The 26,105-nt window shown below is 71.6% G+C and carries 27 protein-coding genes and 1 rRNA gene; 15 read left to right on the top strand and 13 right to left on the bottom strand.

Going from position 1 to position 26,105, the window contains the following annotated elements; translation table 11 throughout:
- Nucleotides 1-4: 4 nt before the first annotated feature.
- Nucleotides 5-688 (bottom strand): IspD/TarI family cytidylyltransferase, encoded by a 684-nt coding sequence (locus tag ACZ61C_RS18555; RefSeq protein ID WP_465308178.1) that lies wholly within the window; start codon nt 686-688, stop codon nt 5-7.
- 74 nt (nt 689-762) lie between these two features.
- Between ACZ61C_RS18555 and cobT the strand changes: the two genes are divergently transcribed.
- Nucleotides 763-1,839, top strand: coding sequence for a nicotinate-nucleotide--dimethylbenzimidazole phosphoribosyltransferase (cobT, locus tag ACZ61C_RS18560; RefSeq protein ID WP_465308180.1), 1,077 nt, complete (start codon nt 763-765; stop codon nt 1,837-1,839).
- Between the two features lie 53 nt (nt 1,840-1,892).
- Here cobT and ACZ61C_RS18565 read toward each other — a convergent pair whose 3' ends face one another.
- Nucleotides 1,893-2,996, bottom strand: a complete 1,104-nt coding sequence (locus ACZ61C_RS18565; RefSeq protein WP_465308182.1) for a branched-chain amino acid aminotransferase — start codon at nt 2,994-2,996, stop codon at nt 1,893-1,895.
- A gap of 96 nt (nt 2,997-3,092) precedes the next feature.
- Here ACZ61C_RS18565 and ACZ61C_RS18570 point away from each other — a divergent pair, with 96 nt between their 5' ends.
- Complete coding sequence (locus ACZ61C_RS18570; protein WP_465308184.1) at nt 3,093-3,392, top strand: hypothetical protein; 300 nt, start codon at nt 3,093-3,095, stop codon at nt 3,390-3,392.
- Here ACZ61C_RS18570 and ACZ61C_RS18575 read toward each other — a convergent pair.
- Together ACZ61C_RS18575 and ACZ61C_RS18580 are read right to left on the bottom strand one after the other, a co-directional pair.
- On the bottom strand, nt 3,379-4,023 hold the full coding sequence (locus ACZ61C_RS18575; RefSeq protein ID WP_465308186.1) for a DUF402 domain-containing protein: 645 nt from the start codon (nt 4,021-4,023) through the stop codon (nt 3,379-3,381). The two genes, ACZ61C_RS18570 and ACZ61C_RS18575, sit on opposite strands and share 14 nt — an antisense overlap.
- Nucleotides 4,016-4,873, bottom strand: a complete 858-nt coding sequence (locus tag ACZ61C_RS18580; RefSeq protein WP_465308188.1) for a hypothetical protein — start codon at nt 4,871-4,873, stop codon at nt 4,016-4,018. Before ACZ61C_RS18580 ends, ACZ61C_RS18575 begins: the two co-directional genes overlap by 8 nt.
- Nucleotides 4,874-4,983: 110 nt before the next feature.
- On the opposite strand from ACZ61C_RS18580, the gene ACZ61C_RS18585 reads away from it, so the two are divergent.
- Nucleotides 4,984-6,483, top strand: a complete 1,500-nt coding sequence (locus ACZ61C_RS18585) for a leucyl aminopeptidase (RefSeq protein ID WP_465308190.1) — start codon at nt 4,984-4,986, stop codon at nt 6,481-6,483.
- A 141-nt stretch (nt 6,484-6,624) separates the two neighbouring features.
- Here ACZ61C_RS18585 and ACZ61C_RS18590 read toward each other — a convergent pair whose 3' ends face one another.
- Both ACZ61C_RS18590 and ACZ61C_RS18595 read right to left on the bottom strand, forming a co-directional pair.
- The gene (locus ACZ61C_RS18590; protein WP_465308192.1) at nt 6,625-7,617 is read right to left on the bottom strand and encodes an SMI1/KNR4 family protein; all 993 of its coding nucleotides are present in this window, start codon (nt 7,615-7,617) and stop codon (nt 6,625-6,627) included.
- Between the two features lie 57 nt (nt 7,618-7,674).
- Nucleotides 7,675-8,019 carry an oxidoreductase gene (locus ACZ61C_RS18595; protein WP_465308194.1) on the bottom strand — a complete coding sequence of 115 codons (345 nt, stop codon included), beginning with the start codon at nt 8,017-8,019 and terminating at the stop codon, nt 7,675-7,677.
- A gap of 182 nt (nt 8,020-8,201) precedes the next feature.
- Here ACZ61C_RS18595 and lpdA point away from each other — a divergent pair, with 182 nt between their 5' ends.
- The 5 genes from lpdA (at nt 8,202) to lipB (ending at nt 13,732) form a co-directional block, all read left to right on the top strand.
- On the top strand, nt 8,202-9,575 hold the full coding sequence (gene lpdA / locus ACZ61C_RS18600) for a dihydrolipoyl dehydrogenase (protein WP_465308196.1): 1,374 nt from the start codon (nt 8,202-8,204) through the stop codon (nt 9,573-9,575).
- A 56-nt stretch (nt 9,576-9,631) separates the two neighbouring features.
- Nucleotides 9,632-11,401 carry a 2-oxoglutarate dehydrogenase, E2 component, dihydrolipoamide succinyltransferase gene (gene sucB / locus ACZ61C_RS18605; protein ID WP_465308198.1) on the top strand — a complete coding sequence of 590 codons (1,770 nt, stop codon included), beginning with the start codon at nt 9,632-9,634 and terminating at the stop codon, nt 11,399-11,401.
- 98 nt (nt 11,402-11,499) lie between these two features.
- Nucleotides 11,500-12,372, top strand: a complete 873-nt coding sequence (locus ACZ61C_RS18610) for a TIGR01777 family oxidoreductase (RefSeq protein ID WP_465308200.1) — start codon at nt 11,500-11,502, stop codon at nt 12,370-12,372.
- Nucleotides 12,369-12,992 carry a phosphatase PAP2 family protein gene (locus ACZ61C_RS18615; protein WP_465308202.1) on the top strand — a complete coding sequence of 208 codons (624 nt, stop codon included), beginning with the start codon at nt 12,369-12,371 and terminating at the stop codon, nt 12,990-12,992. Before ACZ61C_RS18610 ends, ACZ61C_RS18615 begins: the two co-directional genes overlap by 4 nt.
- Entirely contained in the window at nt 12,989-13,732 is a 744-nt protein-coding gene (gene lipB / locus ACZ61C_RS18620) for a lipoyl(octanoyl) transferase LipB (protein ID WP_465308204.1), read from the top strand. Before ACZ61C_RS18615 ends, lipB begins: the two co-directional genes overlap by 4 nt.
- 6 nt (nt 13,733-13,738) lie before the next feature.
- Here lipB and ACZ61C_RS18625 read toward each other — a convergent pair whose 3' ends face one another.
- Entirely contained in the window at nt 13,739-14,464 is a 726-nt protein-coding gene (locus tag ACZ61C_RS18625; RefSeq protein WP_465308206.1) for an SDR family oxidoreductase, read from the bottom strand.
- Nucleotides 14,465-14,550: 86 nt separating this feature from the next.
- Here ACZ61C_RS18625 and ACZ61C_RS18630 point away from each other — a divergent pair, with 86 nt between their 5' ends.
- Nucleotides 14,551-15,414, top strand: coding sequence for a LysR family transcriptional regulator (locus ACZ61C_RS18630; RefSeq protein ID WP_465308208.1), 864 nt, complete (start codon nt 14,551-14,553; stop codon nt 15,412-15,414).
- On the opposite strand, the gene ACZ61C_RS18635 is transcribed toward ACZ61C_RS18630, so the two are convergent.
- Together ACZ61C_RS18635 and ACZ61C_RS18640 are read right to left on the bottom strand one after the other, a co-directional pair.
- Nucleotides 15,402-16,337, bottom strand: a complete 936-nt coding sequence (locus ACZ61C_RS18635) for an LLM class F420-dependent oxidoreductase (RefSeq protein ID WP_465308210.1) — start codon at nt 16,335-16,337, stop codon at nt 15,402-15,404. The two genes, ACZ61C_RS18630 and ACZ61C_RS18635, sit on opposite strands and share 13 nt — an antisense overlap.
- A gap of 4 nt (nt 16,338-16,341) precedes the next feature.
- Entirely contained in the window at nt 16,342-16,953 is a 612-nt protein-coding gene (locus ACZ61C_RS18640; RefSeq protein WP_465308212.1) for a TetR/AcrR family transcriptional regulator, read from the bottom strand.
- A gap of 131 nt (nt 16,954-17,084) precedes the next feature.
- Here ACZ61C_RS18640 and ACZ61C_RS18645 point away from each other — a divergent pair, with 131 nt between their 5' ends.
- The 4 genes from ACZ61C_RS18645 to ACZ61C_RS18660 are packed head-to-tail and all read left to right on the top strand — an operon-like array spanning nt 17,085 to nt 20,295.
- Entirely contained in the window at nt 17,085-17,606 is a 522-nt protein-coding gene (locus ACZ61C_RS18645; protein WP_465308214.1) for a hypothetical protein, read from the top strand.
- An 18-nt stretch (nt 17,607-17,624) separates the two neighbouring features.
- A complete protein-coding gene (locus ACZ61C_RS18650) occupies nt 17,625-18,575 on the top strand; it encodes an oxidoreductase (protein WP_465308216.1) in 951 nt (316 codons plus the stop codon).
- A 25-nt stretch (nt 18,576-18,600) separates the two neighbouring features.
- Entirely contained in the window at nt 18,601-19,602 is a 1,002-nt protein-coding gene (gene lipA / locus ACZ61C_RS18655; protein ID WP_465308218.1) for a lipoyl synthase, read from the top strand.
- Between the two features lie 45 nt (nt 19,603-19,647).
- Complete coding sequence (locus ACZ61C_RS18660; protein WP_465308220.1) at nt 19,648-20,295, top strand: DedA family protein; 648 nt, start codon at nt 19,648-19,650, stop codon at nt 20,293-20,295.
- Nucleotides 20,296-20,486: 191 nt separating this feature from the next.
- Here ACZ61C_RS18660 and ACZ61C_RS18665 read toward each other — a convergent pair whose 3' ends face one another.
- The 3 genes from ACZ61C_RS18665 to ACZ61C_RS18675 form a co-directional block, all read right to left on the bottom strand.
- Nucleotides 20,487-21,245, bottom strand: a complete 759-nt coding sequence (locus tag ACZ61C_RS18665) for a hypothetical protein (protein WP_465308222.1) — start codon at nt 21,243-21,245, stop codon at nt 20,487-20,489.
- 1 nt (nt 21,246) lies between these two features.
- A complete protein-coding gene (locus tag ACZ61C_RS18670) occupies nt 21,247-21,813 on the bottom strand; it encodes a papain-like cysteine protease family protein (protein ID WP_465308224.1) in 567 nt (188 codons plus the stop codon).
- A gap of 99 nt (nt 21,814-21,912) precedes the next feature.
- On the bottom strand, nt 21,913-22,848 hold the full coding sequence (locus ACZ61C_RS18675; protein ID WP_465308226.1) for a LysR family transcriptional regulator: 936 nt from the start codon (nt 22,846-22,848) through the stop codon (nt 21,913-21,915).
- 70 nt (nt 22,849-22,918) lie between these two features.
- Here ACZ61C_RS18675 and ACZ61C_RS18680 point away from each other — a divergent pair, with 70 nt between their 5' ends.
- Together ACZ61C_RS18680 and ACZ61C_RS18685 are read left to right on the top strand one after the other, a co-directional pair.
- Nucleotides 22,919-23,788, top strand: coding sequence for a patatin-like phospholipase family protein (locus tag ACZ61C_RS18680; RefSeq protein WP_465308228.1), 870 nt, complete (start codon nt 22,919-22,921; stop codon nt 23,786-23,788).
- A 105-nt stretch (nt 23,789-23,893) separates the two neighbouring features.
- The gene (locus tag ACZ61C_RS18685; RefSeq protein WP_465308230.1) at nt 23,894-25,105 is read left to right on the top strand and encodes a L,D-transpeptidase; all 1,212 of its coding nucleotides are present in this window, start codon (nt 23,894-23,896) and stop codon (nt 25,103-25,105) included.
- A gap of 760 nt (nt 25,106-25,865) precedes the next feature.
- Here the strand turns inward: ACZ61C_RS18685 and rrf are convergent.
- Nucleotides 25,866-25,982: ribosomal RNA gene (gene rrf / locus ACZ61C_RS18690) — 5S ribosomal RNA — on the bottom strand.
- Between the last annotated feature and the right edge of the window lie 123 nt (nt 25,983-26,105).

Raw genomic sequence — 26,105 nt, forward strand, 5'->3', positions numbered from 1 at the left:
GCCGTCACGCCCGGCGGGCGAGCAACCGCTCCGCGACCACCAGGTCGTGGGGGTAGGTGATCTTCAGGTTCTCGGGAGCCCCCGGGACCCAGCGGATCGGCAGGGAGGAGAACCGCTCCATGCAGGACGAGGTGTCCGTTCCCAGAAAGCCTTCTCGCTCGGCCTTCTCGTAGGCCTCGAGCAGCGGTCCCGCCCGGAAGCCCTGAGGCGTCTGGACGCGGATCGCGCCGGGCACCTGGGCGACCAGGTGCCCGGCATCCACCCCGACGACGTCGTCCGCGGCCAGGCCCGGCACAGCCCCCCCGTCCTCGCGTGTCCGGGCCAGCACCGCGCCGACCAGATCGGAGTGGACCAGCGGCCGGGCCGCGTCGTGCAGCAGCACGGCGTCGACCCGGCCGCCGGCAATTCTGGGAGCGAGGTGGCGCAGCGCGTTGAGCTCGGACGCCTGGCGCGTGTCCCCGCCGGGCACGATCTCGACGTCCCCGTCGGCCACCTCTTCGGCGAGCTCGCGGTCCTGCGGCCGGATCACCAGCACCAGCACCCCGATCCCGGGCACGCGCTTGAAGGCGTCGAGCGACCACGCCACGACCCGCCGCCCGGCCAGGGGCAGGTAGACCTTGTTCAGCTTCGCGCCGACGCGGGTGCCCGCGCCGCTGGCCAGCACCACCGCGGCCGCCGTCGTCTCCACGAGCCGCGAGACTACCCGGACCGCCCGCCCGGTAGGTTGGCCACAGCGCTGCCGTGCAAGAGAAAGGGCCTGGTGTGGAGCCGGAAGACATCGAGTTCCCCGAGATCACCCCGCCCGACGACCACGCCCGGTCCGCGGCGATCGCCCTGCACGACAAGCTGGTGAAGCCGGCCGGGTCGCTGGGCCGGCTCGAGGAGCTGGGCGTCTGGATCGCGGCCTGCCAGGGCCAGTCGCCGCCGCGGCCGTTCACCCGGCCGCGCGTGATCGTGTTCGCCGGGGACCACGGCATCGCCGCGAAGGGCGTTTCCGCCTATCCCGCCGAGGTGACCGGGCAGCTGCTGGGCACGATGCTCACCGGCGGCGCCGCGATCAACGTGCTGGCCGCGGCCGCGGGCGCGAGTGTCCGCGTGGTCGACATGGCCGTGGACACCGAGGCGCCGGCGACCCGTTCGATCGGCGAGTTCAAGGTCCGCCGCGGCTCCGGCTCGATCGACGTCGAGGACGCGCTGAGCGACGCCGAGGTGCAGGCCGCGGTCCGCGCCGGGATCACGATCGCCGACGCCGAGGTCGACGGCGGCGCGGACCTGCTCATCCCGGGTGACCTGGGGATCGGCAACAGCACGCCGGCGTCGGTGCTCGTCGCGGCCCTGACCGGCAGCGAGCCGGTGGCCGTGGTCGGGCGCGGCTCCGGCATCAACGACGACGCCTGGATGCGCAAGGCCACCGCGGTGCGCGACGCCCTGCGCCGGGCCCGCGGGGTGCTGGCCGACCCGCTCGACCTGCTGCGCACCACGGCGGGCGCGGACATCGCGGCGATGGCGGGCTTCCTCGCCCAGGCCGCGGTCCGGCGGACGCCGGTGGTGCTCGACGGGCTCGTCGCGTGCGCCGCGGCGCTCGTCGCCGAAGACCTCGCCCCGGGCGCGCGCCGCTGGTGGGTGGCCGGGCAGCGCACGGCCGAGCCGGCGCACGCACTGGCGCTGGAACACCTGGACCTGGGCCCGCTGCTGGAGCTGGACGTCCGGCTCGGCGAAGGCACCGGCGCGGTGACGGCGTTGCCGCTGCTGATGATGGCCGCGCGTGTGCTCGCCGAAACGGCGACGCACGAGCAGGCCGGGGTCGCCGGCCCGCTCATCCCGGCCACCGCCACCTGACCCCGGACGCGGTGAAGGCCACCTCGATGTCCTCGAGGTGGCCTTCACGCTTTTCAGGCGAGCGGGACCATCCAGTGGTCGGTGTCGGGGCGGGTGCCCTCCTGGATGCCGGTCAGCTCTTCGCGCAGCTTCATCGTCAGCGCGCCCGGCTGCCCGTCGGCGATGGTGAACTCGCCACCGGCGTGCTTGACGTGCCCGACCGGCGTGATCACCGCCGCGGTGCCGCAGGCGAACGTCTCGGTCAGCTCCCCGGAGGCCGACGCCTTCTCCCACTCCTCGGTGGAGATCCGGCGCTCCTCGACCTTGTGCCCGAGCCGCTGCGCGAGCTGCAGCAGCGACTTGCGGGTGACGCCGGGCAGCAGCGAGCCGGACAGCTCGGGCGTGACGACCCGGGCGTTCTCGCCGGAGCCGAAGACGAAGAACAGGTTCATCCCGCCCATCTCCTCGACCCAGCGCCGCTCCACCGCGTCGAGCCAGACCACCTGGTCACAGCCCTTTTCGACGGCCTGCGCCTGCGCCACGAACGACGCCGCGTAGTTGCCGGCGCACTTCGCGGCCCCGGTCCCGCCCGGCGCCGCGCGCACGTACTCGGTCGACAGCCAGACGCTCACCGGCTTCACACCACCGGCGAAGTACGACCCGGCGGGCGAGGCGATGACCGTGTACACGTAGTCGGCGGCCGGGCTGTTGACCCCGAGCCCGGTCGACGTCGAGATCATGAACGGCCGCAGGTAGAGGGAATCACCCTGCCGGGTGGGCACCCACCGGCTGTCGACGGCGACGAGCTCGCGCAGCGACTCGATGAACACGTCCTCGGGCAGCTGCGGCATGGCGAGCCGCTCGGCCGACTGCCGGAACCGCCGCGCGTTGGCGTCCGGGCGGAACGACGCGATCGAGCCGTCCGGCTGGCGGTAGGCCTTCAGACCCTCGAAGATGGCCTGGCCGTAGTGCAGCACCGAGGTCGCGGGGTCGAGCGTGAACGGGGCGTACGGGCCGACCTGGGCTTCGTGCCAGCCCTCGGCCTTCGACCACTTCACGGTGACCATGTGGTCGGTGAAGTACGTGCCGAAACCAGGAGCGCCGAGTACCTCCGCGACACGGTCCGCGCTCGCAGGACTCGGGTGCGGGACGTGGGCGAACTGCGTCGTGGTCGTCATGGCTAGACGATACCGCTTGGTCGGAGGCGCGTTAGTCGGATGTCCCACTGTTCCGGGTGCCCCGCGCCCGCGGCGTGCTGACCCTAAGATGAAGGCGTGACCTACTCCACGGAGCCGGTGCCCCGGCCCAAGACCGGCGGGACCGACGTCAAGACGTTCGTCACCGCGGTGCTGCTGACCTTCGGCGTCGGCCTGCTCGGCATGGTCGGCTGGGCCGTGCTCAGCAGCGGCTTCGGCGGCTTCCTCGGCCTCGTCGCGGGTGTCTTCGGCATCGTGTGGTGGCGCAGCATCCACGACAAGACCGTGTTCCCGAAGGTGATCCCGACGAAGTCGGTGGTCATCCTCGCGGTGGTCAACGCCGTGCTGGCGCTGATCCTGCTGCTCACCGCGGGCTGAGCTCGGCCAGCAGTCCCGCGGGCAGCTCCGGCGCCGGCCAGCCCGGGTCCGGGCGGAAGTCGGTGTCGGTGCCGTCGAACGGGTAGGCGCCGCGCTCGGCCAGCGCGCCGATCCGCTCGCCTTCCGCGCGCAGCCGGTCCAGCTGGTCCCGCGTCAGGCGGCCGACTTCCAGAGCGGCCTCGGCTTCGTCTTCGTCGTCCCAGCGCCAGGCGCCGTCCCGTTCGACGACGACGTCGAGCACCCCGTCGATCCGGTCGAGGGCGCCCGGCGAGCGGCCGAGCGGGATCTCGAGGTTGACGTACCAGTTCTTGAACCGGCCTTCGAGGTCGAAGAACCACCAGACCGACGACCACTCGTCGTCGGCGATCCGCCGCAGGGTCGACGTGCCGTGCCAGGAGTCCGCGACCGCCACCCGCGGGATGCGGAACCGCTGGTCCAGCGGGGCGTCGCGCATCAGGCGGCCGTCGGCGAGCCGGCTGCCGACGATCGGGGTGCCCGCCGGGATCCAGCCCCGCAGGACACGGCCGTCGTCGTCGAGCACCCGCAGCGGGTGCACCTGGCCGATCGAGCCGTCCGGGCGGTGGAAGCGTTCGAGCACGGTCTCCCCCGGCCGCCCGCGTCGATCACTCACGCGACTCACTGTACCGGCGCGCGCGCACGCCCAGTAGCAGCTCGATCACGGTCACCAGCCCCGCGAGCACCAGAACGGGCAGCGCGGGCAGGAAGTACGCGGCCACCGCGGCGACAACAAGCCCGACGAGCCCGACGAGCCCCGGCGTCCCGGCCCGCTCGCGGACCTCGGCGCCGGCGGCGAGCGCGGGCACCACGGTCGCGACCACGGCCACGACGGTGAGCAGCGGCTGCAGCGCGTCCGCGTCGGCGGCCGAGAGCAGGTCACGCAACGACGTCAGCGACAACCCGAGCCGGACGGCGCCGAGCTGGTAGAGGGCGGCGAAGGCGGTCAGCACGGCGACCGCGCCGAGCAGCAGCACACGCAGGCCGGCGTTCTCGCGTTTCGCCGGCCGCAGGAACGGCAGCGCCAGCACGGCGGCGACGAGCACCCCCGCGAAGTCCGGCGGCTGGAGTCCGCCCCCGGCCGTCGCCACCGGCGGCACCACGACGCACAAAGCGACCAGCACGAGCCCCGCCGCGAGCAGCACCCCGGCCGCGACGCGCCCGACGATCGTCGGGATCTTCAGCCCGGCGAACCCCGCGCCGGCGACCACGACGACGAACCCCGCGGCGGCGAGCTCACGGTGCGCGGGGAAGACGTAGGCGCCGAACGCGATGGCGTAGACCGTCACCTCCGCCAGCCGCGCGACGGCCACCACGACCCGGTCGACCAGGGCGTCCCCCGGTTCCGGCACCCGCGCCGACACCCCGGCGGCGACCGCCGCGAGCACCAGCCCGGCGAGCAGGAACCAGCCCGCGCCCGCCGCCCCGGCGGCCAGCGCCACCAGCAGCCCACCGCCCAGCCGCACGCGGCCCTCCCTCTCCCTGTGTTCACCCGTGGTCCGGTCGTCATTAGCATGGCTCACGATCCTGTCCGGGCCGGCGCCCGGTACCACCGAGAACGCGCGAGGAGCCAGAAGTGACCGTGCCTAAGCTCGCCCTGTCCGACAACACCGGGGAGGCACTGGCCAAGACGCGCGCCGACGTGGTCGTCATCGGCACCCTGCAGGGCGACGACGGCCCGGTGCTCGCGGCCGGCGCCGCCGCCGTGGACGCCGCCTTCGACGGCCGCCTCGCCGGCCTGCTCGCCACCCTCGGCGCCAGTGGCAAGGCCGAAGAGGTCGTCAAGATCCCGACGCTGGGCAAGCTCCCGGCGGGGGTCGTGCTCGCCGTCGGCCTCGGCAAGGAGGGTGACGGCGTCACCCCCGAGCAGGTCCGCCGCGCCGCCGGCGCCGCCGGCCGCGCGCTCGCCGGCACCGACCGCGCGTTCGTGACGCTGTCGGGGATCGACCTGCAGGCTGCGGTCGAGGGCTCGGTCCTCGGCTCGTACGTCTTCACCGCGTACCGCTCGGAGAAGGGCGACGCCCCGGTCGCGAAGCTCGACTTCGCGAGCCCGTCGGACGGCACCGCGCGGGAGCACAAGGCGACGCTGAAGGCGGCGACCGCGATCGCCGAGGCCGTCCTCACCGCCCGCGACCTGATCAACACCCCGCCGAACGACCTCTTCCCGGCCTCCTTCGCCGACCGCGCGAAGAAGCTGGCCGAGGACAACGGCCTCGAGTTCGAGGTCCTCGACGAGAAGGCCCTCAAGCGCAAGGGCTTCGGCGGCATCCTCGGGGTCGGCGGCGGCTCGGCCCGCCAGCCCCGCCTGGTGCGTCTCGCCTACAAGCCGGCCAAGGCCGCCAAGAAGGTCGCGCTGGTCGGCAAGGGCATCACGTTCGACTCGGGCGGCATCTCGCTCAAGCCCGCCGCCAACATGGACCACATGACCTCGGACATGTCCGGCGCCGCCGGCGTGCTCGCGTCGGTCGTGCTGGCCGCGAAGCTGAAGTACCCGCTGGAGGTCGTCGCGCACATCCCGCTGGCTGAGAACCTGCCGTCCGGGACGTCGTACCGCCCGGGTGACGTCCTCACCATGTACGGCGGCAAGACCGTCGAGGTCCTCAACACCGACGCCGAAGGCCGGCTCGTCCTGGTCGACGCGATGGTGCGCGCGGCCGAGGAGAACCCGGACTACCTGATCGAGACCTCGACGCTGACCGGCGCCCAGGTCGTCGCGCTCGGCAACCGCACCGCCGGCGTGATGGGCTCGGAGGACTTCCGCGACCGCGTCGCCGGGATCATGCGGGCCACCGGGGAGAACGGCTGGGCGATGCCGCTGCCGGAGGAGCTGCGCGCCGACCTCGACTCCCGCCTGGCCGACCTGGCCAACGTGACCGGCCACCGCTGGGGCGGCATGCTCGCGGCCGGGATCTTCCTGCGCGAGTTCGTCGCCGACGGCCTCGACTGGGTCCACATCGACATCGCGGGCCCGTCGTTCAACACCGGCTCGCCGTGGGGCTACACCGGCAAGGGCGGCACCGGCGTCCCGGTCCGCACGATCGCCGCGGTGCTCGCGGACATCGCCGCGAACGGCTGACCCGACAGCGCCCCAATGTGGCCTTGGTTGCGTTCAACGCACCCAATGTGGCCTTCGGTGCGTTGAACGCACCGAAGGCCACATTGGGGCGCTTGCCGGTTTCGAGGTAATCCGCGGCACCGCATCGTGGCCGGCCCCGGGTTAAGCGCTCTGCTGGAGCAGCCGCAGGTGCTGCTCCAGCACCGCCCGGAACGATTCGTGCACGGACGTCCCGAGCACCGGGTCGACCTCCACGACGTGGCCGCCGGCGAACAGCAGCACCGCGGGGTCCGACAGCACGACCACACCGTCGACCGCGCGCAGCTCGGCGGTGCCCAGCAGCCGCGGGAAGACGACGTCCGCGGGCAGGCCGTCGCAGGTCAGCAGGAACTCGCGGTGCGGCAGCCGGGTGCCGAGGCGCGCCTCGACGGCGTCGACCGCCCGGGGTGACGCCGGCGGCGGCGCCGAGCGGCTCCCCCGCAGCCGCAGGATTTCGCCGACCAGGTCGGACCACGACCCCGTCTCGGGCGGGTACCGCTCGTAGAGCGCGGCCACCAGCGCGTCCGCGCACACGCCGGTCCACTCGCCCAGGCCGAGCGGGTCGGCGCCGGCGGCCAGCTGTCGCGCCAGAGGCCGTGACGCGGCGAGCGCGGCGACATCCGGACGCGCCTGGTCCGCCGCGAGCGACGCCCATTCGCCCAGGTCACCGGCGGCGATCGCGGCCCGCAGCCGGTGCGGCCGCGACGGCGAGAGGTGTGTGACGACCGGCGCCAGCGGTGTCCCGTCGAGGAGGTCGGCGGCCGGCCGGGCGAGGTGGGTCTCGTGGGCGCGCTCCTCGGCGTCGAGGTCGAGGGGCGGCAGCGCCGCGGCCCACTCCGGCCGCGCGCCGCGGGCTTCGAAGAGCATCTCCCAGGCCCGGGCCACCACCGCGGACGGCACGAGCGCGGTCACCGGCCGTTCGGCGCGAGCGGCCCACTGGGTGACCAGGTGGTCGGCGTCGCCGAACGCCCCGGCCGAAGCGAGCAGCAGGGCGGCGTGCCCGACCCGGTCGTCGACGTCGCCGACCAGGACGTCACGGACCGCGGCTTCCAGGTACCGATCCGGGCAAAAGCAGGCCGACGCTGGAGCAGCAGGTGACCGTTCACACGAAGTCATTCGGCCGTGACTGTGGCCGGATCGGTGGCCGTCGGCACAGTAGGCGTCGCGGTCCACCTAGACCTGACCGCGCTTCTTCCGCTCGGTGTACTCGCGCATCCGCTTCGGGTAGCCGACGCGCGCGACCTCGTAGACCGGGATCGACCGGCGGTGGCCGAACTGCTGCGCGGACTCCAGGCTGCCGATGCGGCGGCGGGTCCACTCACCGTCGTGGGCGATCAACACCACAGTGGTCTCGGTGACGTTCGTCCTGGGCTCGACGAACGCCTCGACCCCCCGGCGCGTGGCCGCCCACTCCTCGAGGTGCCGGGTGTCCTCGGAACTGGCTTTCCGCAGCGTGCCGGCCTTCTGCCCGCCCTTGGCGCGCCTGCGCAGCGAGTCGAACAGCCCCACCGCGACCACCTTCCCTCCCGAGACTTCTGCCCCTCATTATCCCGATGTCCACGTGTGGTCGGTGTCGCACACCCGGCTAGGTCGCAGCCCCGTCCGGCGTAGTGACAAGATGGCGGGTGTCGCGCGCGCGGTTATACCGGGCACAGGCGACGACAGAGCACCACCCCACTGCTTGCCGAGGAGTTATTGAAGTGACCGACACCTCCGCCGACCTCGTGATCCTGGGAGGCGGATCGGGCGGCTACGCCGCGGCGTTCCGCGCGGCCGAGCTGGGCCTTTCCGTCACGTTGATCGAGAAGGACAAGCTCGGCGGGACGTGCCTCCACCGGGGCTGCATCCCGACCAAGGCCCTGCTGCACGCAGCCGAGGTCGCCGACGAAACCCGCGAAGCCGAGGCGGTCGGCGTCAAGGCCGTCTTCGAGGGCATCGACATCGCCGGGGTCAACAAGTACAAGGACGGGATCGTCTCCCGGCTGTACAAGGGCCTGCAGGGCCTGGCCAAGGCGCACAAGGTGAACCTCGTCGAGGGCAGCGGCACGTTCGTCGGCGGCACGACCGTCGAGGTGGACGGCACCCGCTACACCGGCAAGAACGTCATCCTCGCGACCGGCTCGTACTCGCGCACGCTGCCCGGGCTTGAGCTCGGCGGCCGCGTCATCGCCAGCGAGCAGGCCCTCGCCCTCGACTACGTCCCCAAGAAGGTCGTCGTCCTCGGTGGTGGCGTGATCGGCGTCGAGTTCGCCAGCGTCTGGGCCTCCTTCGGCGTGGACGTCACCATCGTCGAGGCGCTGCCCCGGCTGGTCCCGAACGAGGACGAGTTCGCCTCCAAGCAGCTCGAGCGCGCCTTCCGCCGCCGCAAGATCGCCTTCAAGACCGGTGTGCGGTTCACCGGCGCGAAGCAGGACGACAACGGCGTGAGCGTTTCGCTGGAGTCCGGCGAGACCCTCGAAGCCGACCTGCTGCTGGTCGCCGTGGGCCGCGGGCCGAACTCGGCCGGCCACGGTTACGAGGAGGCCGGCGTCAAGATCGACCGCGGGTTCGTCCTCACCGACGAGCGGCTGCGCACCAACCTGCCGAACGTCTACGCCGTCGGCGACATCGTCCCCGGCCTGCAGCTCGCGCACCGCGGCTTCCAGCAGGGCATCTTCGTCGCCGAGGAGATCGCCGGGCTCGCCCCGCGCGAGATCGACGAGAGCGGCATCCCGCGGGTGACCTACTCGCACCCGGAGGTCGCGTCGGTCGGGCTGACCGAGTCGCAGGCCAAGGAGAAGTACGGCGCCGACGTCACGACGTTCACCTACGACCTCGGCGGCAACGGCAAGAGCCAGATCCTCAAGACCTCCGGCGGGGTCAAGCTCGTCAAGGCTCCGGACGGGCCCGTCGTGGGTGTACACATGGTGGGCGACCGCGTCGGCGAGCTGATCGGCGAAGCGCAGCTCATCTACAGCTGGGAGGCCTTCCCCGAGGACGTCGCCCCGCTCATCCACGCGCACCCCACCCAGACCGAGGCCCTCGGTGAAGCGTTCCTTGCCCTGGCCGGCAAGCCGCTGCACGTGCACAGCTGACGTCTCACCAGCAGAATCCAGACCACGCAGAATCTTGAAAGAGGAGTCAGCGAACGATGGCCTACTCCGTCACACTGCCGGAGCTCGGGGAGAGCGTCACCGAAGGCACCGTCACCCGGTGGCTTAAGCAGGAGGGCGACACCGTCGAGGTCGACGAGCCGTTGCTCGAGATCTCGACCGACAAGGTCGACACCGAGGTTCCGTCCCCGGTGGCGGGCACGGTCGTGAAGATCAGCGCCGCCGAGGACGAGACCGTCGAGGTCGGCGCCGAGCTCGCCGTCATTGACGACGGTTCGGGCGGCGCGCCCGAGTCGTCCGCCCCGGCGCAGGAAGAGCCCGCGCAGGAGGAGTCCGCGCCCGAGCCGTCGTCCGAGCCCGAGCCGCAGGCCCAGGACAGCGCCCCGGAGAGCGCGCCGAGCAAGCCGGACACCGCGCCGGCCGCCGGGGGTGAAGGCACCGAGGTGAAGCTGCCCGAGCTGGGCGAGAGCGTCACCGAGGGCACCGTCACCCGGTGGCTGAAGCAGGTCGGCGACTCGGTCGAGGTCGACGAGCCGCTGCTCGAGATCTCCACCGACAAGGTCGACACCGAGGTGCCGTCGCCGGTCGCCGGCACGGTGCTGGAGATCCGCGCGGGCGAGGACGAGACCGTCGAGGTCGGCGGGGTCCTGGCCGTGATCGGGGACGCGAACGCGGCGCCGAAGGCCGAGTCGAAGCCGGAGCCGGTCCAGGAGGCCAAGCCCGAGCCGAAGCCGGAACCCAAGCCGGAGCCGAAGCCCGAGCCGGTCCAGGAGGCCAAGCCGGAACCGAAGCCCGAGCCCAAGGCCGAGCCGGCCGCGGCGAAGGAGAGCTCGGCGGACGGCCCGTACGTCACGCCGCTGGTCCGCAAGCTGGCCACCGAGCACGGCATCGACCTCGCGTCGCTGACCGGCAGCGGTGTCGGCGGCCGGATCCGCAAGCAGGACGTCCTGGCCGCGGCCGAAGAGAAGCAGAAGGCGGCCGCCCCGGCCCCGGCTGCCGCTGCTCCGGCGGCGCCGGCTCCCGCGGCCGCGGCCCCGGCGGCCCCGCGCCCGACGGCCACCGCGGTCTCCCCGGAGGTCCAGGCCCTGCGCGGCACCGTGCAGAAGGCCAGCCGGATCCGCCAGATCACGGCCACCAAGACCCGCGAGTCGCTGCAGATCGCCGCGCAGCTCACGCAGGTCCAGGAAGTGGACGTGACCAAGATCGCCAAGCTGCGCCAGCGGGCGAAGGCGGCCTTCAAGGAGCGCGAGGGCGTCAACCTGACGTTCCTGCCGTTCTTCGCGAAGGCCACGGTCGAGGCGCTGAAGCAGCACGCGAACGTCAACGCGTCCTACAACGAGGACACGAAGGAGATCACCTACCACGGCGCCGTGCACCTGGGCATCGCGGTGGACACCGAGCGCGGCCTGCTCTCGGTCGTGATCCACGACGCCGGCGAGCTGAGCCTGGCCGGTCTCGCGCACCGCATCGCCGACCTGGCGGGCCGCGCGCGGGCCAACCAGATCAAGCCCGACGAGCTGTCCGGCGGCACGTTCTCCATCACCAACATCGGCAGTGTCGGCGCCCTGTTCGACACGCCGATCATCGTGCAGCCGCAGTCCGGCATCCTCGGCACGGGCGCGGTCGTCAAGCGCCCGATCGTCGCGACGGACGCCGACGGCAACGACACCATCGCCATCCGGTCGATGGCGTACCTCCCGCTGACCTACGACCACCGCCTGGTGGACGGGGCCGACGCGGGCCGCTTCCTGATGACGATCAAGCAGCGGCTGGAAGAGGGCAACTTCGAGGACGAGCTCGGTCTCTGACTCACCCCGGTGATGGCCGCCACGGGAACTCCCGTGGCGGCCATCGCCGTTCCCGGACCCGGAGTGCGTGTCGGACTCCGATGGGCCACGATCGACTCATGCGAGTACTGATCGCCGGAGCGAGCGGCTTGATCGGGTCGGCGCTGGGCGAACGCCTGCGGCGCGACGGCCACGAGGTGCGCGCGCTGGTGCGCCGCGAGCCGCGTGGTGGTGAGTTCCGCTGGGACCCGCCGTCGGGCACCATCTCCAGCGGCGCCTTCGAAGGGGTCGACGCCGTCGTGAACCTCGGTGGCAAGCCGCTGTTCCCCGGCCGGTGGAGCGCGATGCGCAAGCAGGAGCTCATCGACAGCCGGGTCGAGCCGACCGAGGTGCTCGCCGAAGCCGTCGCCGAACACGGGGTCGGCGTCCTGCTCAACGCCTCCGCCGTGGGCTACTACGGCAACCCCGGACCGTCCACTGTGGACGAGAACTCCCCGCGCGGGCAAGGGTTCCTGGCCGAGCTCTGCGAAAGCTGGGAAGCGGCGACGGCGGCGGCCCGCGACGCGCGCGTGGTGAACATCCGGACCGGGCTGGTCCTGTCGTCGAAGGGCGGCCTGTACGGCTTGCTGCGCCCGCTCTTCCAGTTCTGCCTGGGCGCACGGCTCGGCGACGGCCGCCAGTACATGCCGTGGATCGCCCTCGAGGACGAAGTCGGCGCGATCGTCCACGCCCTGACGCACGACGACCTGTCCGGCCCGGTGAACCTGACCGGGCCCGCGCCGGTGACCAACGCCGAGTTCACCCGCGTGGTCGGCCGAGCGGTGCACCGGCCCGCGCCGTGGTTCGTGCCCGGGTTCGCGCTCAAGGCGGTGCTCGGCCAGGCGGGTGAGGAGATGGCGCTGTTCGGGCAGCGGGCCGTCCCGGCCGCGCTGGACCGCTCCGGGTACCGGTTCCGGCACCCGACGCTGGACAGCGCGCTCGCGGCCGCATGACCGTTCCGCGGGTGCGCTGGCTGGTCGTCGGCGGGGTGCTCGCCGCCGCGTTCGTCCTGCTCGGGCTGAGTGTCGCGCGGCAGCCGCTGACCCTCGACGTCGAAGTCGCGAACGCGCTGCACGGCGTCTACGCGCGGCCGCTCGGCCGGGTCGCGCAGGCGGTGAGCGACGTCCTCGGCCCGGTCCTCCCCTTCGTCCTCGGCGCGGCCCTGCTCGCGCTGGCGCTGCGCCGGCGCGAGCACCTCGGGCTGTGCGTGCGGCTGGCCGTCGTGCTCGTGCTGTGCCGGCTGACCAGCCTGGTGTTCAAGCCGGTCTTCCTGCGCGAACGCCCGCGCGACTACCCGGACCTGAGCTATCCGAGCGGGCACGTCGTGTCGGTGGCGAGCACCGGGTTCGTCGTGCTGCTGCTGTGCGCGTGGCTGTGGCCGCGGCTGGTCCGCCGGGTGGCGGTGGTGGTCGTCGTGGCGGTCGTGCTGATCGCCGTCTGCCGCGTGGTGCTGGGGGTGCACTGGGTCACCGACACGATCGGCGCGGTGCTGGCCGTGACCGGTGTCGGGCTGCTCTCAGCCGGTGCCTTGCGCCTGCTTCCGGCGGGTGACGGGCGTAGCCTCGACGGGTGAGTTCTTCCCGCACCACCTGCCGCGCCAGCACCGAGCCCGTCGACGTCCGGGAGCTCGGCACGATCGACTACACCGAGGCCTGGGAGCTCCAGCGGAGCAGTCTCACCGCCCGCGCCGACGGCACTTCGCCGGACACGATGCTCCTGCTGCAGCACCCGTCGGTGTACACCGCGGGCAAGCGCACCGAGCCGGCCGACCGCCCGACCGACGGCACGCCGGTGATCGACGTCGACCGCGGCGGCAAGATCACCTGGCACGGGCCCGGCCAGCTGGTCGGCTACCCGATCGTGAAGCTCGCCGACCCGATCGACGTCGTGCACTACGTGCGGCGGCTGGAAGAGGCGCTGATCCACGTGTGCGACCAGCTCGGGGTGCACAGCGGCCGCGTCGAGGGCCGCAGCGGCGTGTGGATCCCCGCCGACGACCGCGGCATCGAGCGCAAGATCGCCGCGATCGGCATCCGCGTCCAGCGCGGGGTGACGATGCACGGCTTCGAGCTCAACTGCAACGCCGACCTGGCCGCGTTCGACAGCATCGTCCCGTGCGGCATCCGCGACGCGGGCGTGACGTCGCTGTCCTACGAGCTGCAGCGGGACGTCAGTGTGGAAGCGGTGCTGCCGCTGGCCCGCGACGCCGTCCTCGCGGCCCTCGAAGGCGAGCTCCCGGTGAGCGAGGACCGCTGGCTCCCGCGGCCGGAAGCGCCGCAGGCCCCCGGCGTCACCTTCGCGCTGCAGAACTGAGCGGATTCACCACGGGACAACACCTTCGTCGTCGAAGAAGCCGCCGCGCGGGCCGTCGTCCGGGAGGGTGGCGAGCCGCAGCACGACCGCGGCTCCCTGCTCGGGCGTCCGGGGTGCGTTGAAGCCGGTGAAGTCGGTCGCGACGAACCCGGGGCAGGCGGCGTTCACGATGACCTTCGTGTCGGCGAGCCGCCGGGCGTACTGCGTCGTGACGCTGTTGAGCATCGCTTTCGAAGGCGCGTAGGCGGCCAGGACCGGGCCGGGCTGCAGCGCGAGCGAACCCATGCTGCTCGAGAGGTTCACCACGCGGGGCGCGTCGGCGCGCAGGAGCAGCGGCAGCAGCGCGTTCGTCACGCGGACAACGCCGAACACGTTGGTGTCGAGGACGGTCCGGACGACGTCGAGGTCGAGCGTGGCCGGGTCCTGGGCGCCGTCGTCGATACGGCCGGCGATCCCGGCGTTGTTGACCAGGACGTCGAGCCGTCCCGCCCGCTCTTCGACGGCCGCCGCGGCCGCGGTGACGCTCTCCTCGGAAGTGACGTCGAGGGCGACGCCGAACGCGTCGACGCCGGTGGCCTGGAGCTTCTCGACGGCTTCGTCGCGGCGGCCGGCGTCCCGCGCGCCGACCGCGACGGTGAAGCCGAGCGTGCCGAGGCCCTGCGCGATGGCAAAGCCGATTCCCTTGTTCGCGCCGGTGACCAGCGCGGTCTTCGTGGTGTTCACGTCGTCCATCGTCGGCGCGACGGCGGACGGCGTCCAAGATCGCTTCAGTACGTTGTGATACTTGCCGGGTATCAGTGATGGGTACGCTGGAACTCGTGCGAGACCTGGAGACGCGTGAGCTTCGGTATTTCATCGCCGTCGCCGAGGAGCTCCATTTCGGCCGCGCCGCCGACCGGCTCGGGATCGCCCAGCCGCCGCTCTCCCGCGCGATCCGGCTCCTCGAGCAGCGGCTCGACGTCCGGCTCTTCGACCGCGACCGCCGCGGGGTGACGCTGACCGACGCCGGCAGCGTGCTGCTGCGCGAGGCCGGCGTCGCCCTCGACGCGGTCACCGCCGCCGCGCGCCGCACGCGCCGGGCCGCGGACCCGAAGCGGCCGCTGGTGCTCGCGACGAAGGCCGGCGCGTCCCACGAACTCCTGCAGCGGCTGCTCGACACGGTCGCGGGAGATCCCGGCGCGCCGCCGGTGGAAGTCCTGCTGTGCGAGGTCAGCGAGCAGGCCGGGCTGCTGCGCGACGGGCAGGCCGACGTGGCGCTGATGCACCGCCCGTACGACGACCTCGCCGGGTTCGACACCGAGGACCTGCAGGTCGAGGGCCAGGTCGCGATCCTGCCCGCGAAGCACTCGCTCGCGGCCCGCGAGCACCTCACGCTCGCGGACGTCCAGAACGTGCCGGACCTGCCGATCGCGCGGTGGCCCCGGCTCGACGGCTCCTACCCCGACGGGCCCGGGCCCGAAGTGCGCACCCAGTCGAAGCTCGCCCAGCTGGTGGCCCTGGGCCAGACGCTGCTCGTCATCCCCGCGTCCAGCCGGGCCTGGCAGTGGCCGGAGCACGTCGCGGTGCCGGTCGTCGACGCCCCCGACGTCACCACGGTGCTGGCGTGGCCGGCGAGCACCCGCTCGCCGGCCGTCGCGGCGCTGGTGCGCGCGGCGGCCGGCGCCGGGCGTCAGTCCAGCTGAGGCGCGACTTCGGCCGCGATGAGCTCGAGCTGGTCGAGGTCCGAGAGGTCCAGCAGCTGCAGGTAGACGCGGGTGACCCCGGTCTTCTCCCGCCACTGCCCGAGCCGGTCGACGACCTCGGCGGGCGACCCGGCCAGGCCGCCGGCCCGCAGCTCGGTGACGTCCCGCCCGATCGCGGCCGCCCGCCGCTCGACCTCGGCGTCGTCCCGGCCGACCCCGGCGACCAGCGCCACCGAGCGCAGGATCTCCTTCGGGTCGCGGCCGATCTCGCGGGCCGCCGCCTCGACACGGGCGAACTGCGCGGTCGCGACGTCCTGGTCGGCGAACGGGAGGTTGAACTCGTCGGCGAAGCGCGCGGCCAGCGCCGGGGTGCGCTTCTTGCCCCCGCCGCCGATGATCACCGGCGGCGCCGGGTGCTGCGCGGGCTTCGGCAGCGCCGGCGAGTCGCTCAGCGTGTAGTAGTCACCCTTGAACGAGTACGTCTCGCCCGCCGGCGTCTTCCACAGGCCGGTGACGATCTCGAGCTGCTCGGCGTAGCGGTCGAAGCGCTCCTTCAGCGGCGGCAGTGTCAGGCCGTACGCCTCGTGTTCGGCGTCGTACCAGCCGGCGCCGAGGCCGAACTCGACCCGGCCGCCGGACATCCGGTCGACCTGCGCGACCGAGATCGCGAGCGGGCCGGGGTGCCGGAACGTCGCCGCGGTGACGAGCGTGCCGAGCCGGATCCGGCTGGTCTCGCGGGCCAGGCCGGCCAGGGTGATCCAGGCGTCGGTCGGGCCGGGCAGGCCGTCGGCCGAGCCCATCTTCAGGTAGTGGTCGCTGCGGAAGAAAGCGTCGTACCCGGCGTCTTCGGTCGCCTTGGCCACGCGCAGCAGGTCGTCGTAGCTGGCCCCTTGCTGGGGCTCGGTGAAGATCCTCAAGTCCACGGCGTCAGCCTATAGAGACGTCGGGCTCCGTGCGGCGCAGGCGGACCAGCATGCGGACGATCACGTCTTCGATCTCGGCGCCGACCTTCTTCGGGTCCGGCGAGCTGGCGATCTCGGTGGCCGCGCTCGACAGCGCGCCGAACAGCAGCCGCGCGGTGACCTCCACCGGCACCGGCTCGACCTCACCGGCGTCGATCAGCGACTGCAGGCCCGAGCGCACGAGCCCGAAGCTGCAGCGCTCCTCGGCTTCGCGCCAGCGCTCCCAGCCCATGACGACCGGGGCCTCGTGGATGGCGATCCGCTGGTAGGCGGGGTCGAGACAGGCGCGGATGAACGCGTTGAGGCCGCCGAGGGCCCGCTCCCAGGGGGAGCCGTCCCCGGACATGATCTTCTCGAGGCGGTCGTAGACGAGGCTTTCGACCTGGTCGAACGCGGCCTCGAACAGCGCCTGCTTGCCGCTGAAGTGGTGGTACAGCGCACCTTTGGTGACCCGCGCGCGTTTGGCGATCTCGTCGAGCGAGGTACCCGCGTAACCCCGTTTGGTGAACAGTTCCACCGCGCTGTCGACCAGCGCCGACCGCGTCGACTCCGAATAGTCGAGCCGTCTGGACCTCATTGTCGCCACCTTCACAACATTACGCCCGGAAGATCTCTCCATACCCATGGTATGTTCACCGGGTCAGGTCCGTACCGGGAGTATGCCGCAGACCCGCGGTATGACGCCCGCCACGGAAGGGGAGCCCCACGATGAGCTGGACCGACTTCTACCGACGTCAGGAAATCCTCGACGCGATCGTCCGCCTCGCCGCCCGGAACCCGGGCGCGCCGCTGCCGCTCGACGAGGTCCCGGGCGCCGAAGAGCACTTCGGCACCGAGGAAAACGTCCTGGCCGCCCTGCAGTACAAGTGGACGCAGGTGCTGAGCGGACGGCTGCGCGCCGAGGTCACCGACCCGGACGACGCCGACGGCCTCGGTGACCACGTCGACGCCGTCACGCGCGCCTGGCGTGCCACCGTCGAAGAGCACGAGACGCTGCGCGCGGTGCTCGACGGCGCTTTCGAGCGGCACGTGTCGCTGCGGCGGATGCACGAAGGCGAGCTGCGGATGCTCGCCGTCACGGCCGGGCTGGCCGACGCGCGTGAGCCGGGCGACGAGATCGTCCGGGTGGGTCACGCGCTCGAGGCGCTGCTGCGCACGAGCCACGACGAGCCCGTCCGCCGCCGTCCCGTCATGGGACACCTGCGGCGCCTGCTCGCGCCCAGTGCGTAACAGGAGTAAATAGAGCGCATGACGGAGCGCTGGACCGACGCCGACATCCCCGACCAGACCGGCCGGACCGCCCTGGTCACCGGGGCGAATTCGGGGCTCGGGCTGCGCACCGCCGAGGTGCTCGCGGGCAAGGGGGCCCGTGTGCTCCTCGCCTGCCGCTCCGCCGAACGCGGGGCGAAGGCACTGGACCTCGTCAAGGCGGCCGCCGCGGGCACCGAGCCCGAGCTCGTCCCACTGGACCTGAGCGAGCTCGCCTCGGTGCGCGCGGCCGCCGCGTCGGCCCGGGAGCTGACCGGCGACCGGCTGGACATCCTGGTGAACAACGCGGGCGTGATGGCGACCGCCCGCGGTCGCACCGCCGACGGCTTCGAGCTGCAGTTCGGCACCAACTACCTCGGCCACGCGGCGCTGACCTGGCTGCTGATGCCCGCCCTGCGCGGCGGTCGGCACGCCCGCGTCGTCACGCTGTCAAGCCTTGCCGCCACCGGCGCCCGCATCCACCTCGACGACCCGAACGGCGACCACCGGCGTTACAACCCGGCCACCGCGTACGGCCAGTCGAAGCTCGCCGACCAGGTGTTCGCGGTCGAGCTGGACCGGCGCCTGCGCGCGTCGGGCTCGGACATCCTGAGCGTCGCCGCGCACCCCGGGTACACCGCGACCGGGCTCGGCAGCGGCATGGCGCGCTCGTACTCGAACCCGGTGGTCCGGTCGGTGATCGCCGGCGGGCACCGCCTCGGCGAGGTCCTGTTCGCCCAGGGCCCCCGTCTCGGCGCCCTCCCCCAGCTGTACGCGGCCACCGCGGACGGCGTCGAAGGCGGTTCGTACTTCGCCCCGCGTGGTCTCGGAAACCTCCGCGGTTACCCGGTCCGCGTGCCGACGCTGGCCACCGCGCGCATCGAGCCGCTGGGGTCCGCGTTGTGGGAGCTCACGGCGAAGTTGACCGACGTCACCCCCGATCCCGCGTAGCCCGGACGGGCGTACGGTTGAGGGCGTGAGTGCTGCACCTGAAGGCCGGAAGCTGCTGCGCCTGGAAGTCCGCAACAGCGAGACGCCGATCGAGAAGAAGCCGCCGTGGATCAAGACGCGGGTGCGGATGGGGCCGGAGTTCACCGAACTCAAGGGCCTGGTGCGCCGCGAAGGTCTCCACACCGTGTGCGAAGAGGCCGGTTGTCCCAACATCTACGAATGCTGGGAAGACCGTGAAGCCACGTTCCTGATCGGTGGGGATCAATGCACGCGCCGGTGTGACTTCTGCCAGATCGACACCGGGAAACCCGCTGAGCTGGACCGGACTGAGCCGCGGAAGGTCGCGGAGTCGGTGCAGGCCATGGGTCTGCGGTACTCGACGGTGACCGGCGTGGCCCGTGATGACCTTTCTGACGGTGGGGCGTGGCTGTACGCGGAGACCGTGCGTCAGATTCACGACTTGAACCCGGGTACCGGTGTCGAGCTGTTGATTCCGGACTTCAACGCCGACCCCGCGCAGCTGGCCGAGGTGTTTGGTTCGCGGCCGGAGGTGTTGGCGCACAACGTGGAGACGGTGCCGCGGATCTTCAAGCGGATCCGTCCCGGTTTCCGCTACGCGCGGTCGCTTGAGGTCATCACCGCTGCGCGTGAAGCCGGTTTGGTGACGAAGTCGAACCTGATCCTCGGCATGGGCGAGACCCCGGACGAGGTTGCGCCGGCGATGCAGGATCTGGTCGACGCGGGCTGCGAGATCCTGACGATCACGCAGTACCTGCGTCCGTCGCCGCGGCACCACCCGGTGGACCGCTGGGTCAAGCCGGAGGAGTTCGTCGAGCACTCTCGCGCGGCGGAAGCGATGGGTTTCGCCGGTGTGATGGCCGGTCCGCTCGTGCGGTCGTCGTACCGCGCGGGACGGCTCTACGCCCAGACCAAGGCCCACCGCGGTGAGGTCCTGCCGGAGAACCTCCAGCACCTCGCCGTCGAAGGACCCGCAGCTCAGGAGGCCGCGTCACTCCTGGCGCGGTGACGCACGTCACCCCCCCATCCTTAAAGGATCGGTAAAGTGGGTGGCATGGCCCTGGTTTCGGACCTCCTCAGCTGGTTGCAAGGACTCCCGGAACCGTGGCTCGTCGCGGCCACCGGCGGCCTGGTGTTCGCCGAATGCACGATCGGGCTGGGTTTCCTGGCCCCGGGCGAGTCCGGGCTGCTCATCGCGGCGACGACGGCGAACACCGTCGCGCGGTTCGTGGTCCTGTGGCTGGTGGTGACGGTCTGCGCCACAGCGGGCGACGCGCTCGGCTACCTGATCGGCCGCCGGTTCGGGCCGCGGCTGCGTGAGACGAAGCTGATCCGCAAGTACGGCCTGGAAGCGTGGGACAAGGCGACCGGGGTCCTGGAGCGCCGAGGAGCGTGGGCGGTGTTCTTCGCCCGCTTCCTGCCGGTGATCCGGACGCTCACCCCGGCCGCGGCGGGCACTTCCGGCCTGCCGTTCCGCAAGTTCCTCCCGGCCGCCGCGGCGGGCGCGTTCTGCTGGTCGCTGGTGCACATCAGCATCGGCGCAGCCCTGGGTGAAGCGGCGAAGCGGATCGAGGGGGCGCTCAACACCGGCGGGCTGATCGTGGTCGGTGTGCTCGTGGCCGTGGCGGTGTTCTTCTTGCTGCGCCTGAAGAAGCGGAAGGCTCTCGCGACGCCGGAACGCGAGCCGGAAAAGGTCCCCTGACCGCGCGCCCCCCGGCCCACCCTCCAGCGCCCCAAGGCGGCCTTGGTTGCGTTCAACGCACCGAAGGCCGCCTTGGTTGCGTTCAACGCACCGAAGGCCACATTGGGGCGCAGGCGAAGCCGAGCAGAACCGGCGCGCACGAAGCCCACGAGGGTGCGACCCGGGCGTGCCCGAGCCGCACCCTCCCGGCGTCAGCGGCGGGCGCGCGCCGCCTTGCCGGTGGCCCAGCCGATCAAACCGAGCGCCAACAGCGCCCCACCGGCGACGAACGGCCAGGAACCCGGGCCCGAGCTCGGCGAGAGCGCGGGAGCCGGCGTCGCGGCGAGGTCGTACCCGCCGAACTTCCCCTGCGCCCGGTACGCCGAGCCGGGCAGCTTGTCGCCGTACAACCGGTGCACCAGCTGCTGGTACGCCGGCAGCGTGACGCCGTCGCCGACCCGCTGCCGGGCCGGGTCGTTCAGCGGCAGCACCCGGCCGTCGCGCAGCCGGTACCACGCGTTGACCTGCGGCTCGGTGAAAACGAGGTCCGCGCCGGCCTGCGCCGGGTACGTCACCTCTTCGGTGCCCGTCGTGAAGTTGGTCGCGGTCCAGCCGGCCGCTTCCCGGGTCACCCACACGGTGGCCTGCCGGCCCGTCGACGCCGAAGCGCGCACCGCGAAGTACGCGAAGGCCGCCGGCTTCGCACCGGGCGTCCCGGCGACGAACGCCGGGTCCAGCGAGTAGACGCTCAGCGGCTCACCGGTCACTTCGGGCGTCTGCGCCACGTCGGCGCGGGCGACCCCGGCACGGGCGTCGAGCTGCCCGAAGAACGCCGAGAGCTGCGTGCTCGCCGAAGCGACCGCCTGCTTGGCCGCGTCGACGTCGGAAGAAGAAGCCGAAGCCGTGCCACCGAACCCGACCACCAGGGCCGCACCCGCGAGCAGGACACCGAATCCACGGAAGAGTTTCATCTCACGCCCCGATCCGGTAGAGGGACTGCGCCCACTGGAACTGTCCATTGCGGACGTAGCTCGAGTGCGCCATCGCGCTGTAGCGCTGGCTGCTCGGCCACGGGTCGCCGTAGTACACCAGCCCGCTCGCGTCGTAGCCGTAGATCACCTGCGCGTGCCCGCCGCCGGCCGTCCAGTAGATGCCGGTCTCGATCGGGCGCCGCGCGGTGATCTCGCTCTGCACCGACGCGAAGCTGAGCGCGTTGGTGACCGTGCCGGGCCGCAGCCCGAGCGCCTGGTAACCGCGCTGGACGTAGGTCAGCTCGCCGGCCTGGTTGGGGCACTGCGAACCGGCCGGGTAACCGCGGGAGTAGTCGCAGAAGGTGTTCTGGCTGACGCTCGCGCCGTAGCCGAGGAACCGGGCGATGGTCAGGCCGCTCGCGGCCCAGCACCACTGGTCCTGCTCCTGGACCAGCTGGCTGATGGGCAGCGTCGTGGCGGCCCGGGGTGCGGCGGACGCGGGCGGCGAGAGCAGGCCGAGGACGGCCGCGCACAGCACACCGAGCGCCATTGCTCGTCTGAAGTGCATTCGTTGCTCCTTGTCGGCAACAGGTGGGGACTTCGTGAGCTTCTCCCGTTGCCGCGCCGGGCAGTAATCCCAGCGGGGATAACACCGGCGTTATGCCGCCTATCGGGCAGGCAACAGCCCGCACCAGCGCGCGAAGTGCGGATTCCGTTGCCGCGACGCCGCATACGCGACTTCCGCGCACCGGAACACCTCGTCGGTGGCCGGTGTGCGCGCGTCGTCCTCACGCGTCGCGAACAACAGCGTCGTCCAGAGCGGGTCACCCGCGAGCGGCAGCGCGACGAGACCCGGCGGCGGCGCCGAAGCCGCCTGCGCGAGACAGACGGCGCCCTGCGCGATCAGCGTCCCCGCGGTGCCCGCCTCGGACGTGAAGTGCCGCACCCGCGGCGTGAACCCGGCCGCCGCACACGCCTGCAGGAACCGCACGCGCACGCAGTTTTCGTGCGGTGGCGGGAGAATCCAGTCGCAGCCGGCCAGGTCGGCCAGGTCGACAACACCATCGCGGATCGCCGGATGCCCTTCGGCGATGCCGACGAAGATCGGTTCGGTGGCCAGCGTCCGCACGGTCAGGCCGGCGAAGTGCAGCGACTCGGTGCCGTCGAAGCGTTCGAGCAACGCGACGTCGACCCGTCCGGTCGACAGCAGCTTGAGCAAGGTCAGCGACGCCGGTTCGGCGTACGTCTGGACTTCGAGGTCTCCCAGCTCTTCGATGAACCGGCCGATGATGAGCAGCGGCACGTACCCGATCTTGAGCGTCTCGGCGACGCCTTCCCCGTGCTGCCGGGCGGAGGCGACCAGCGCCTGCATGTCGGACAGCAGCGCGTCGGCGCGGGACAGCACGAACCGGCCGAGCTCGGTCGGGCGCACCCCGCTCGGGCCGCGGACGAACAGGTCACCGCCGAGGATCCGTTCGATCCGCTTGAGCTGCGCGGTGAGCGCGGGCTGGCTGACGCCGAGCACCGTGGCGGCGCGGCTGACACTGCCACCGTCCGCGACGGCGCGGACAGCCCTGAGATGCCGCAGCTCCAGCTCGGCCACGCCCAGCAGGTTAACGCCGTCTTCACGGCCGGCACGACCTGCGAAAGTCGGGCTTACTACATTCGGCGGTATGAGTCTCGCGGATCTTCCCCGGCCGATCGGGTTCGTCCTCGGTGGCGGCGGCAGCCTCGGCGCGATGCAGGTCGGCATGCTGCGCGCCCTGACCGAGGACGGGGTCGCGCCGGACCTCGTCGCGGGCACGTCGGTGGGCTCGCTCAACGCGGCCGTGCTGGCCCGCACCGGCGGCGACGCCCTGGAGCGCCTGCGTGGCATCTGGGCGCACATGACGCGGGCCGAGGCGTTCCCGGGCGGCGTGCTGAGCCGCGTCCGGACGCTGACGCAGAGCAAGACGCACCTGTTCCCCAATAGCGGCCTGACGGCGATCATCGCCGACCACCTCGGCGCCGACACCCGCTTCGAGGACCTGGCGCTGCCGCTCGGCGTCGTCACGACGCAGGTCGACACGGCGGAGCCGCTGCTGATCCGGTCCGGGCGGCTGCTCGAGCCGTTGCTGGCGAGCTGCGCGATCCCGGGGATCTTCCCGCCGGTGGAGCACGAGGGCCGGCTGCTGTACGACGGCGGGCTCGTCGCGAACGTGCCGATGCGGCAGGCGCTGGCCATGGGCGCGCAGTCGCTGGTGGTGCTCGACTGCGCGTTCCCGGGGAAGCTGCCGGAGGCGCCGCGGACGTTCGCCGAGGTGATGATGTTCACCGCGATGATCTCCATGCGGAACCAGGCGGTGCTGGAAGCGCCGGTGGCGGCCGCGCAGGTGCCCGTCGTGTACCTGCCCGGGCCGGCGCCGGCACGGGTGAACCCGCTCGACTTCGGGCACACGGAAGCACTGGCGGAAGAGGCGTACGCGGCGGCGCGGGAGTTCCTGGACGCGATCACCGTGAGCGGGCCGGGACTTTACGGGGCGCCGGGCCTCGTCGTCACGTGATCCGCGTCACGCCGATGCACCGATCCGCTGCGAAGAACGTCATCGCTATCGCGTAGTTTTGATGACGAATGCCCGCCGATCCCGATTTCCCAAAAAAGAGACAATATGCTCCCCAAGAAGATTTTACTTTCGGTGGCCGGAATCCTCGCCGGAGCACTGCTGCTTTCCGCCTGTTCGTCCGGTGACGACGGCGGCACGCCCGCCGGCGGCGCCTCCGCGTCCGATTCGGCGTCGCCGTCCGCAACGCCGGTCGCGGTGACGTTCGAGCCGGCCGGCGGCGCGGCGGTGAACCCGGCGACGCCGGTCGTCGTGAAGGCGGCCAACGGGAAGCTCGTCGACGTCACCGTGACCAACACGGCCAAGGGAAAGACGGTCGCCGGCAAGCTCGCCACGGACGGCCTCCGCTGGACCTCGACCGAGCCCCTCGGCTACGGCGCGACGTACAAGATCGTCGCGCACGCCCAGGGCGCCGACGGGAAGCCGATCGAGCAGGACAACCAGATCAGCACGATCGCGCCCAAGAAACAGGCCAACGCCAACCTGATCCCGGCGCCGTCCGCGGTGGCGAGCACGGGTGTCGGTGTCGGCCAGCCGATCGTCTTCAGCTTCGGCAAGATCGCCGTCAAGAACAAGGCGGAGGTCGAGAAGGCGCTGTCGGTGGAGTCGACGCCCAAGCAGGAGGGCGGCTGGTACTGGATCGACGACTCGAACGTCCACTACCGGCCGAAGGAGTACTGGAAGGCCGGCACGACGCTGAAGGTGACGGCGAAGATCTACGGCGTCGATTTCGGCAACGGCGTCTTCGGCGCGGAGGATCGCACGGAGACGTACAAGGTGCACGATTCCTGGATCGCGAAGGCGGACGGGAACACCGAGCAGATGCAGATCTTCCACAACGGCGCGATGGTGAAGTCCATGCCGATCTCGATGGGCAAGGACGCCACCCCGACCCATTTGGGCGCGCACGTCATTTCGGACAAGCAGGCGAACTACACGATGGACTCGTGCACGTACGGCGTCTGCCCGCCTGATCCGAAGGCGTACCGGTCGAACGAGAAGTTCTCGGAGCGGATTTCCAACGACGGCGAGTTCGTCCACGAGAACCCGAACAGCGTGGGACAGCAGGGAAGTTCGAACGTCTCCCACGGCTGCATCAACCTGAACGGCGCGAACGCCCAGTGGTTCTTCCAGAACATGGGCCTGGGCGACGTCGTGGAGGTGACCAACTCGGGCGGTCCGCAGCTCCCGGTGTGGGACCTGTACGGCGACTGGTCCAAGTCCTGGGCCGACTGGCAGGCCGGCTCCGCCGTCAAGTAACCCCACACCTCCCTTCGATCCCCTTCGTCACTTCGTCACTTCGGTCCCCAGGGGGCCAGGAGCTCCGCTCCTGGCCCCCTGCTCTACCCCCACTCCCGTCCCCACCCCACGAGTCAACCCTCCAATCACACGTGATGCCTCCCCAATCACGCGTGATGCCCCTCCAGTCACGCGAGATGCCTCCCCCGTCACGCGAGATGGCTCTTCAGCCGGGCCTACCGGCCCCGCAATCACGCGAGTTCCGGCTGCAATCACGTCACTTCCGGCTGCAGTCACACCAGTTCCGGCCCGGATCACGTGAGATCCGGCTCTGATCACGCGAGATTCCCTCGATCACCCCGGCCGCAGCGACCGGTGTGGGCCGGCTCGCGTGCCCAAACCGTCGATTCGCGTACCTGGGGGCCGCCAGTCGGCGTGATCCGGGAGGCATCGGGTGTGCCTGGAGAGGCATCACGCGTGATTGGGCGGGTATCGGGCTGGGCCGCGGGTCGGCGCCGGCGTGATCCGGGCTGTCACTCGCGTGATCCGGGCCGGAACTCGCGTGATTGACCGCGGAACTCGCGTGACTGCAGCGCCGACACCCGCGACTGGGGAGCCGACACGCGTGATCAGAAGGTCAACACGCGGACCTAGAAAGGCCGACACGCGCACCCGGACGGCCGACTCCCATACCTGAGCGGACGACACGGGTTTTGGGCATGCAGAAAGGCCCCGGGAGAACCATCACTGGTCCTCAACCGGGGCCTAACCGTTTTGTTAAGTTCGGCGGTGTCCTACTCTCCCACAACCCTTCGGTTGCAGTACCATCGGCGCTGTCAAGCTTAGCTTCCGGGTTCGGAATGGGACCGGGCGTTTCCCTGACGCTAAAACCACCGAAACACTACGAAACAACACACCCTTCCAGGGTGGTGTTTCAGAACCGTAGAGTGGATGCGCAACATCTTCGTAGACAAGTCCTCGGCCTATTAGTACCAGTCAACTCAACAACACATTACTGTGC

Source organism: Amycolatopsis sp. NPDC104587 (assembly GCF_055583645.1).

Excerpts from the sequence above, each read along its gene's own strand:
- ACZ61C_RS18565 (WP_465308182.1), bottom strand. The coding sequence starts at position 2,996 with ATGACGACCACGACGCAGTTCGCCCACGTCCCGCACCCGAGTCCTGCG.
- ACZ61C_RS18590 (WP_465308192.1), bottom strand. The coding sequence starts at position 7,617 with ATGACTTCGTGTGAACGGTCACCTGCTGCTCCAGCGTCGGCCTGCTTT.
- sucB (WP_465308198.1), top strand. The coding sequence starts at position 9,632 with ATGGCCTACTCCGTCACACTGCCGGAGCTCGGGGAGAGCGTCACCGAA.
- ACZ61C_RS18610 (WP_465308200.1), top strand. The coding sequence starts at position 11,500 with ATGCGAGTACTGATCGCCGGAGCGAGCGGCTTGATCGGGTCGGCGCTG.
- ACZ61C_RS18615 (WP_465308202.1), top strand. The coding sequence starts at position 12,369 with ATGACCGTTCCGCGGGTGCGCTGGCTGGTCGTCGGCGGGGTGCTCGCC.
- ACZ61C_RS18625 (WP_465308206.1), bottom strand. The coding sequence starts at position 14,464 with ATGGACGACGTGAACACCACGAAGACCGCGCTGGTCACCGGCGCGAAC.
- ACZ61C_RS18640 (WP_465308212.1), bottom strand. The coding sequence starts at position 16,953 with ATGAGGTCCAGACGGCTCGACTATTCGGAGTCGACGCGGTCGGCGCTG.
- ACZ61C_RS18645 (WP_465308214.1), top strand. The coding sequence starts at position 17,085 with ATGAGCTGGACCGACTTCTACCGACGTCAGGAAATCCTCGACGCGATC.
- ACZ61C_RS18650 (WP_465308216.1), top strand. The coding sequence starts at position 17,625 with ATGACGGAGCGCTGGACCGACGCCGACATCCCCGACCAGACCGGCCGG.
- ACZ61C_RS18660 (WP_465308220.1), top strand. The coding sequence starts at position 19,648 with ATGGCCCTGGTTTCGGACCTCCTCAGCTGGTTGCAAGGACTCCCGGAA.
- ACZ61C_RS18665 (WP_465308222.1), bottom strand. The coding sequence starts at position 21,245 with ATGAAACTCTTCCGTGGATTCGGTGTCCTGCTCGCGGGTGCGGCCCTG.
- ACZ61C_RS18670 (WP_465308224.1), bottom strand. The coding sequence starts at position 21,813 with ATGCACTTCAGACGAGCAATGGCGCTCGGTGTGCTGTGCGCGGCCGTC.
- ACZ61C_RS18680 (WP_465308228.1), top strand. The coding sequence starts at position 22,919 with ATGAGTCTCGCGGATCTTCCCCGGCCGATCGGGTTCGTCCTCGGTGGC.
- ACZ61C_RS18685 (WP_465308230.1), top strand. The coding sequence starts at position 23,894 with ATGCTCCCCAAGAAGATTTTACTTTCGGTGGCCGGAATCCTCGCCGGA.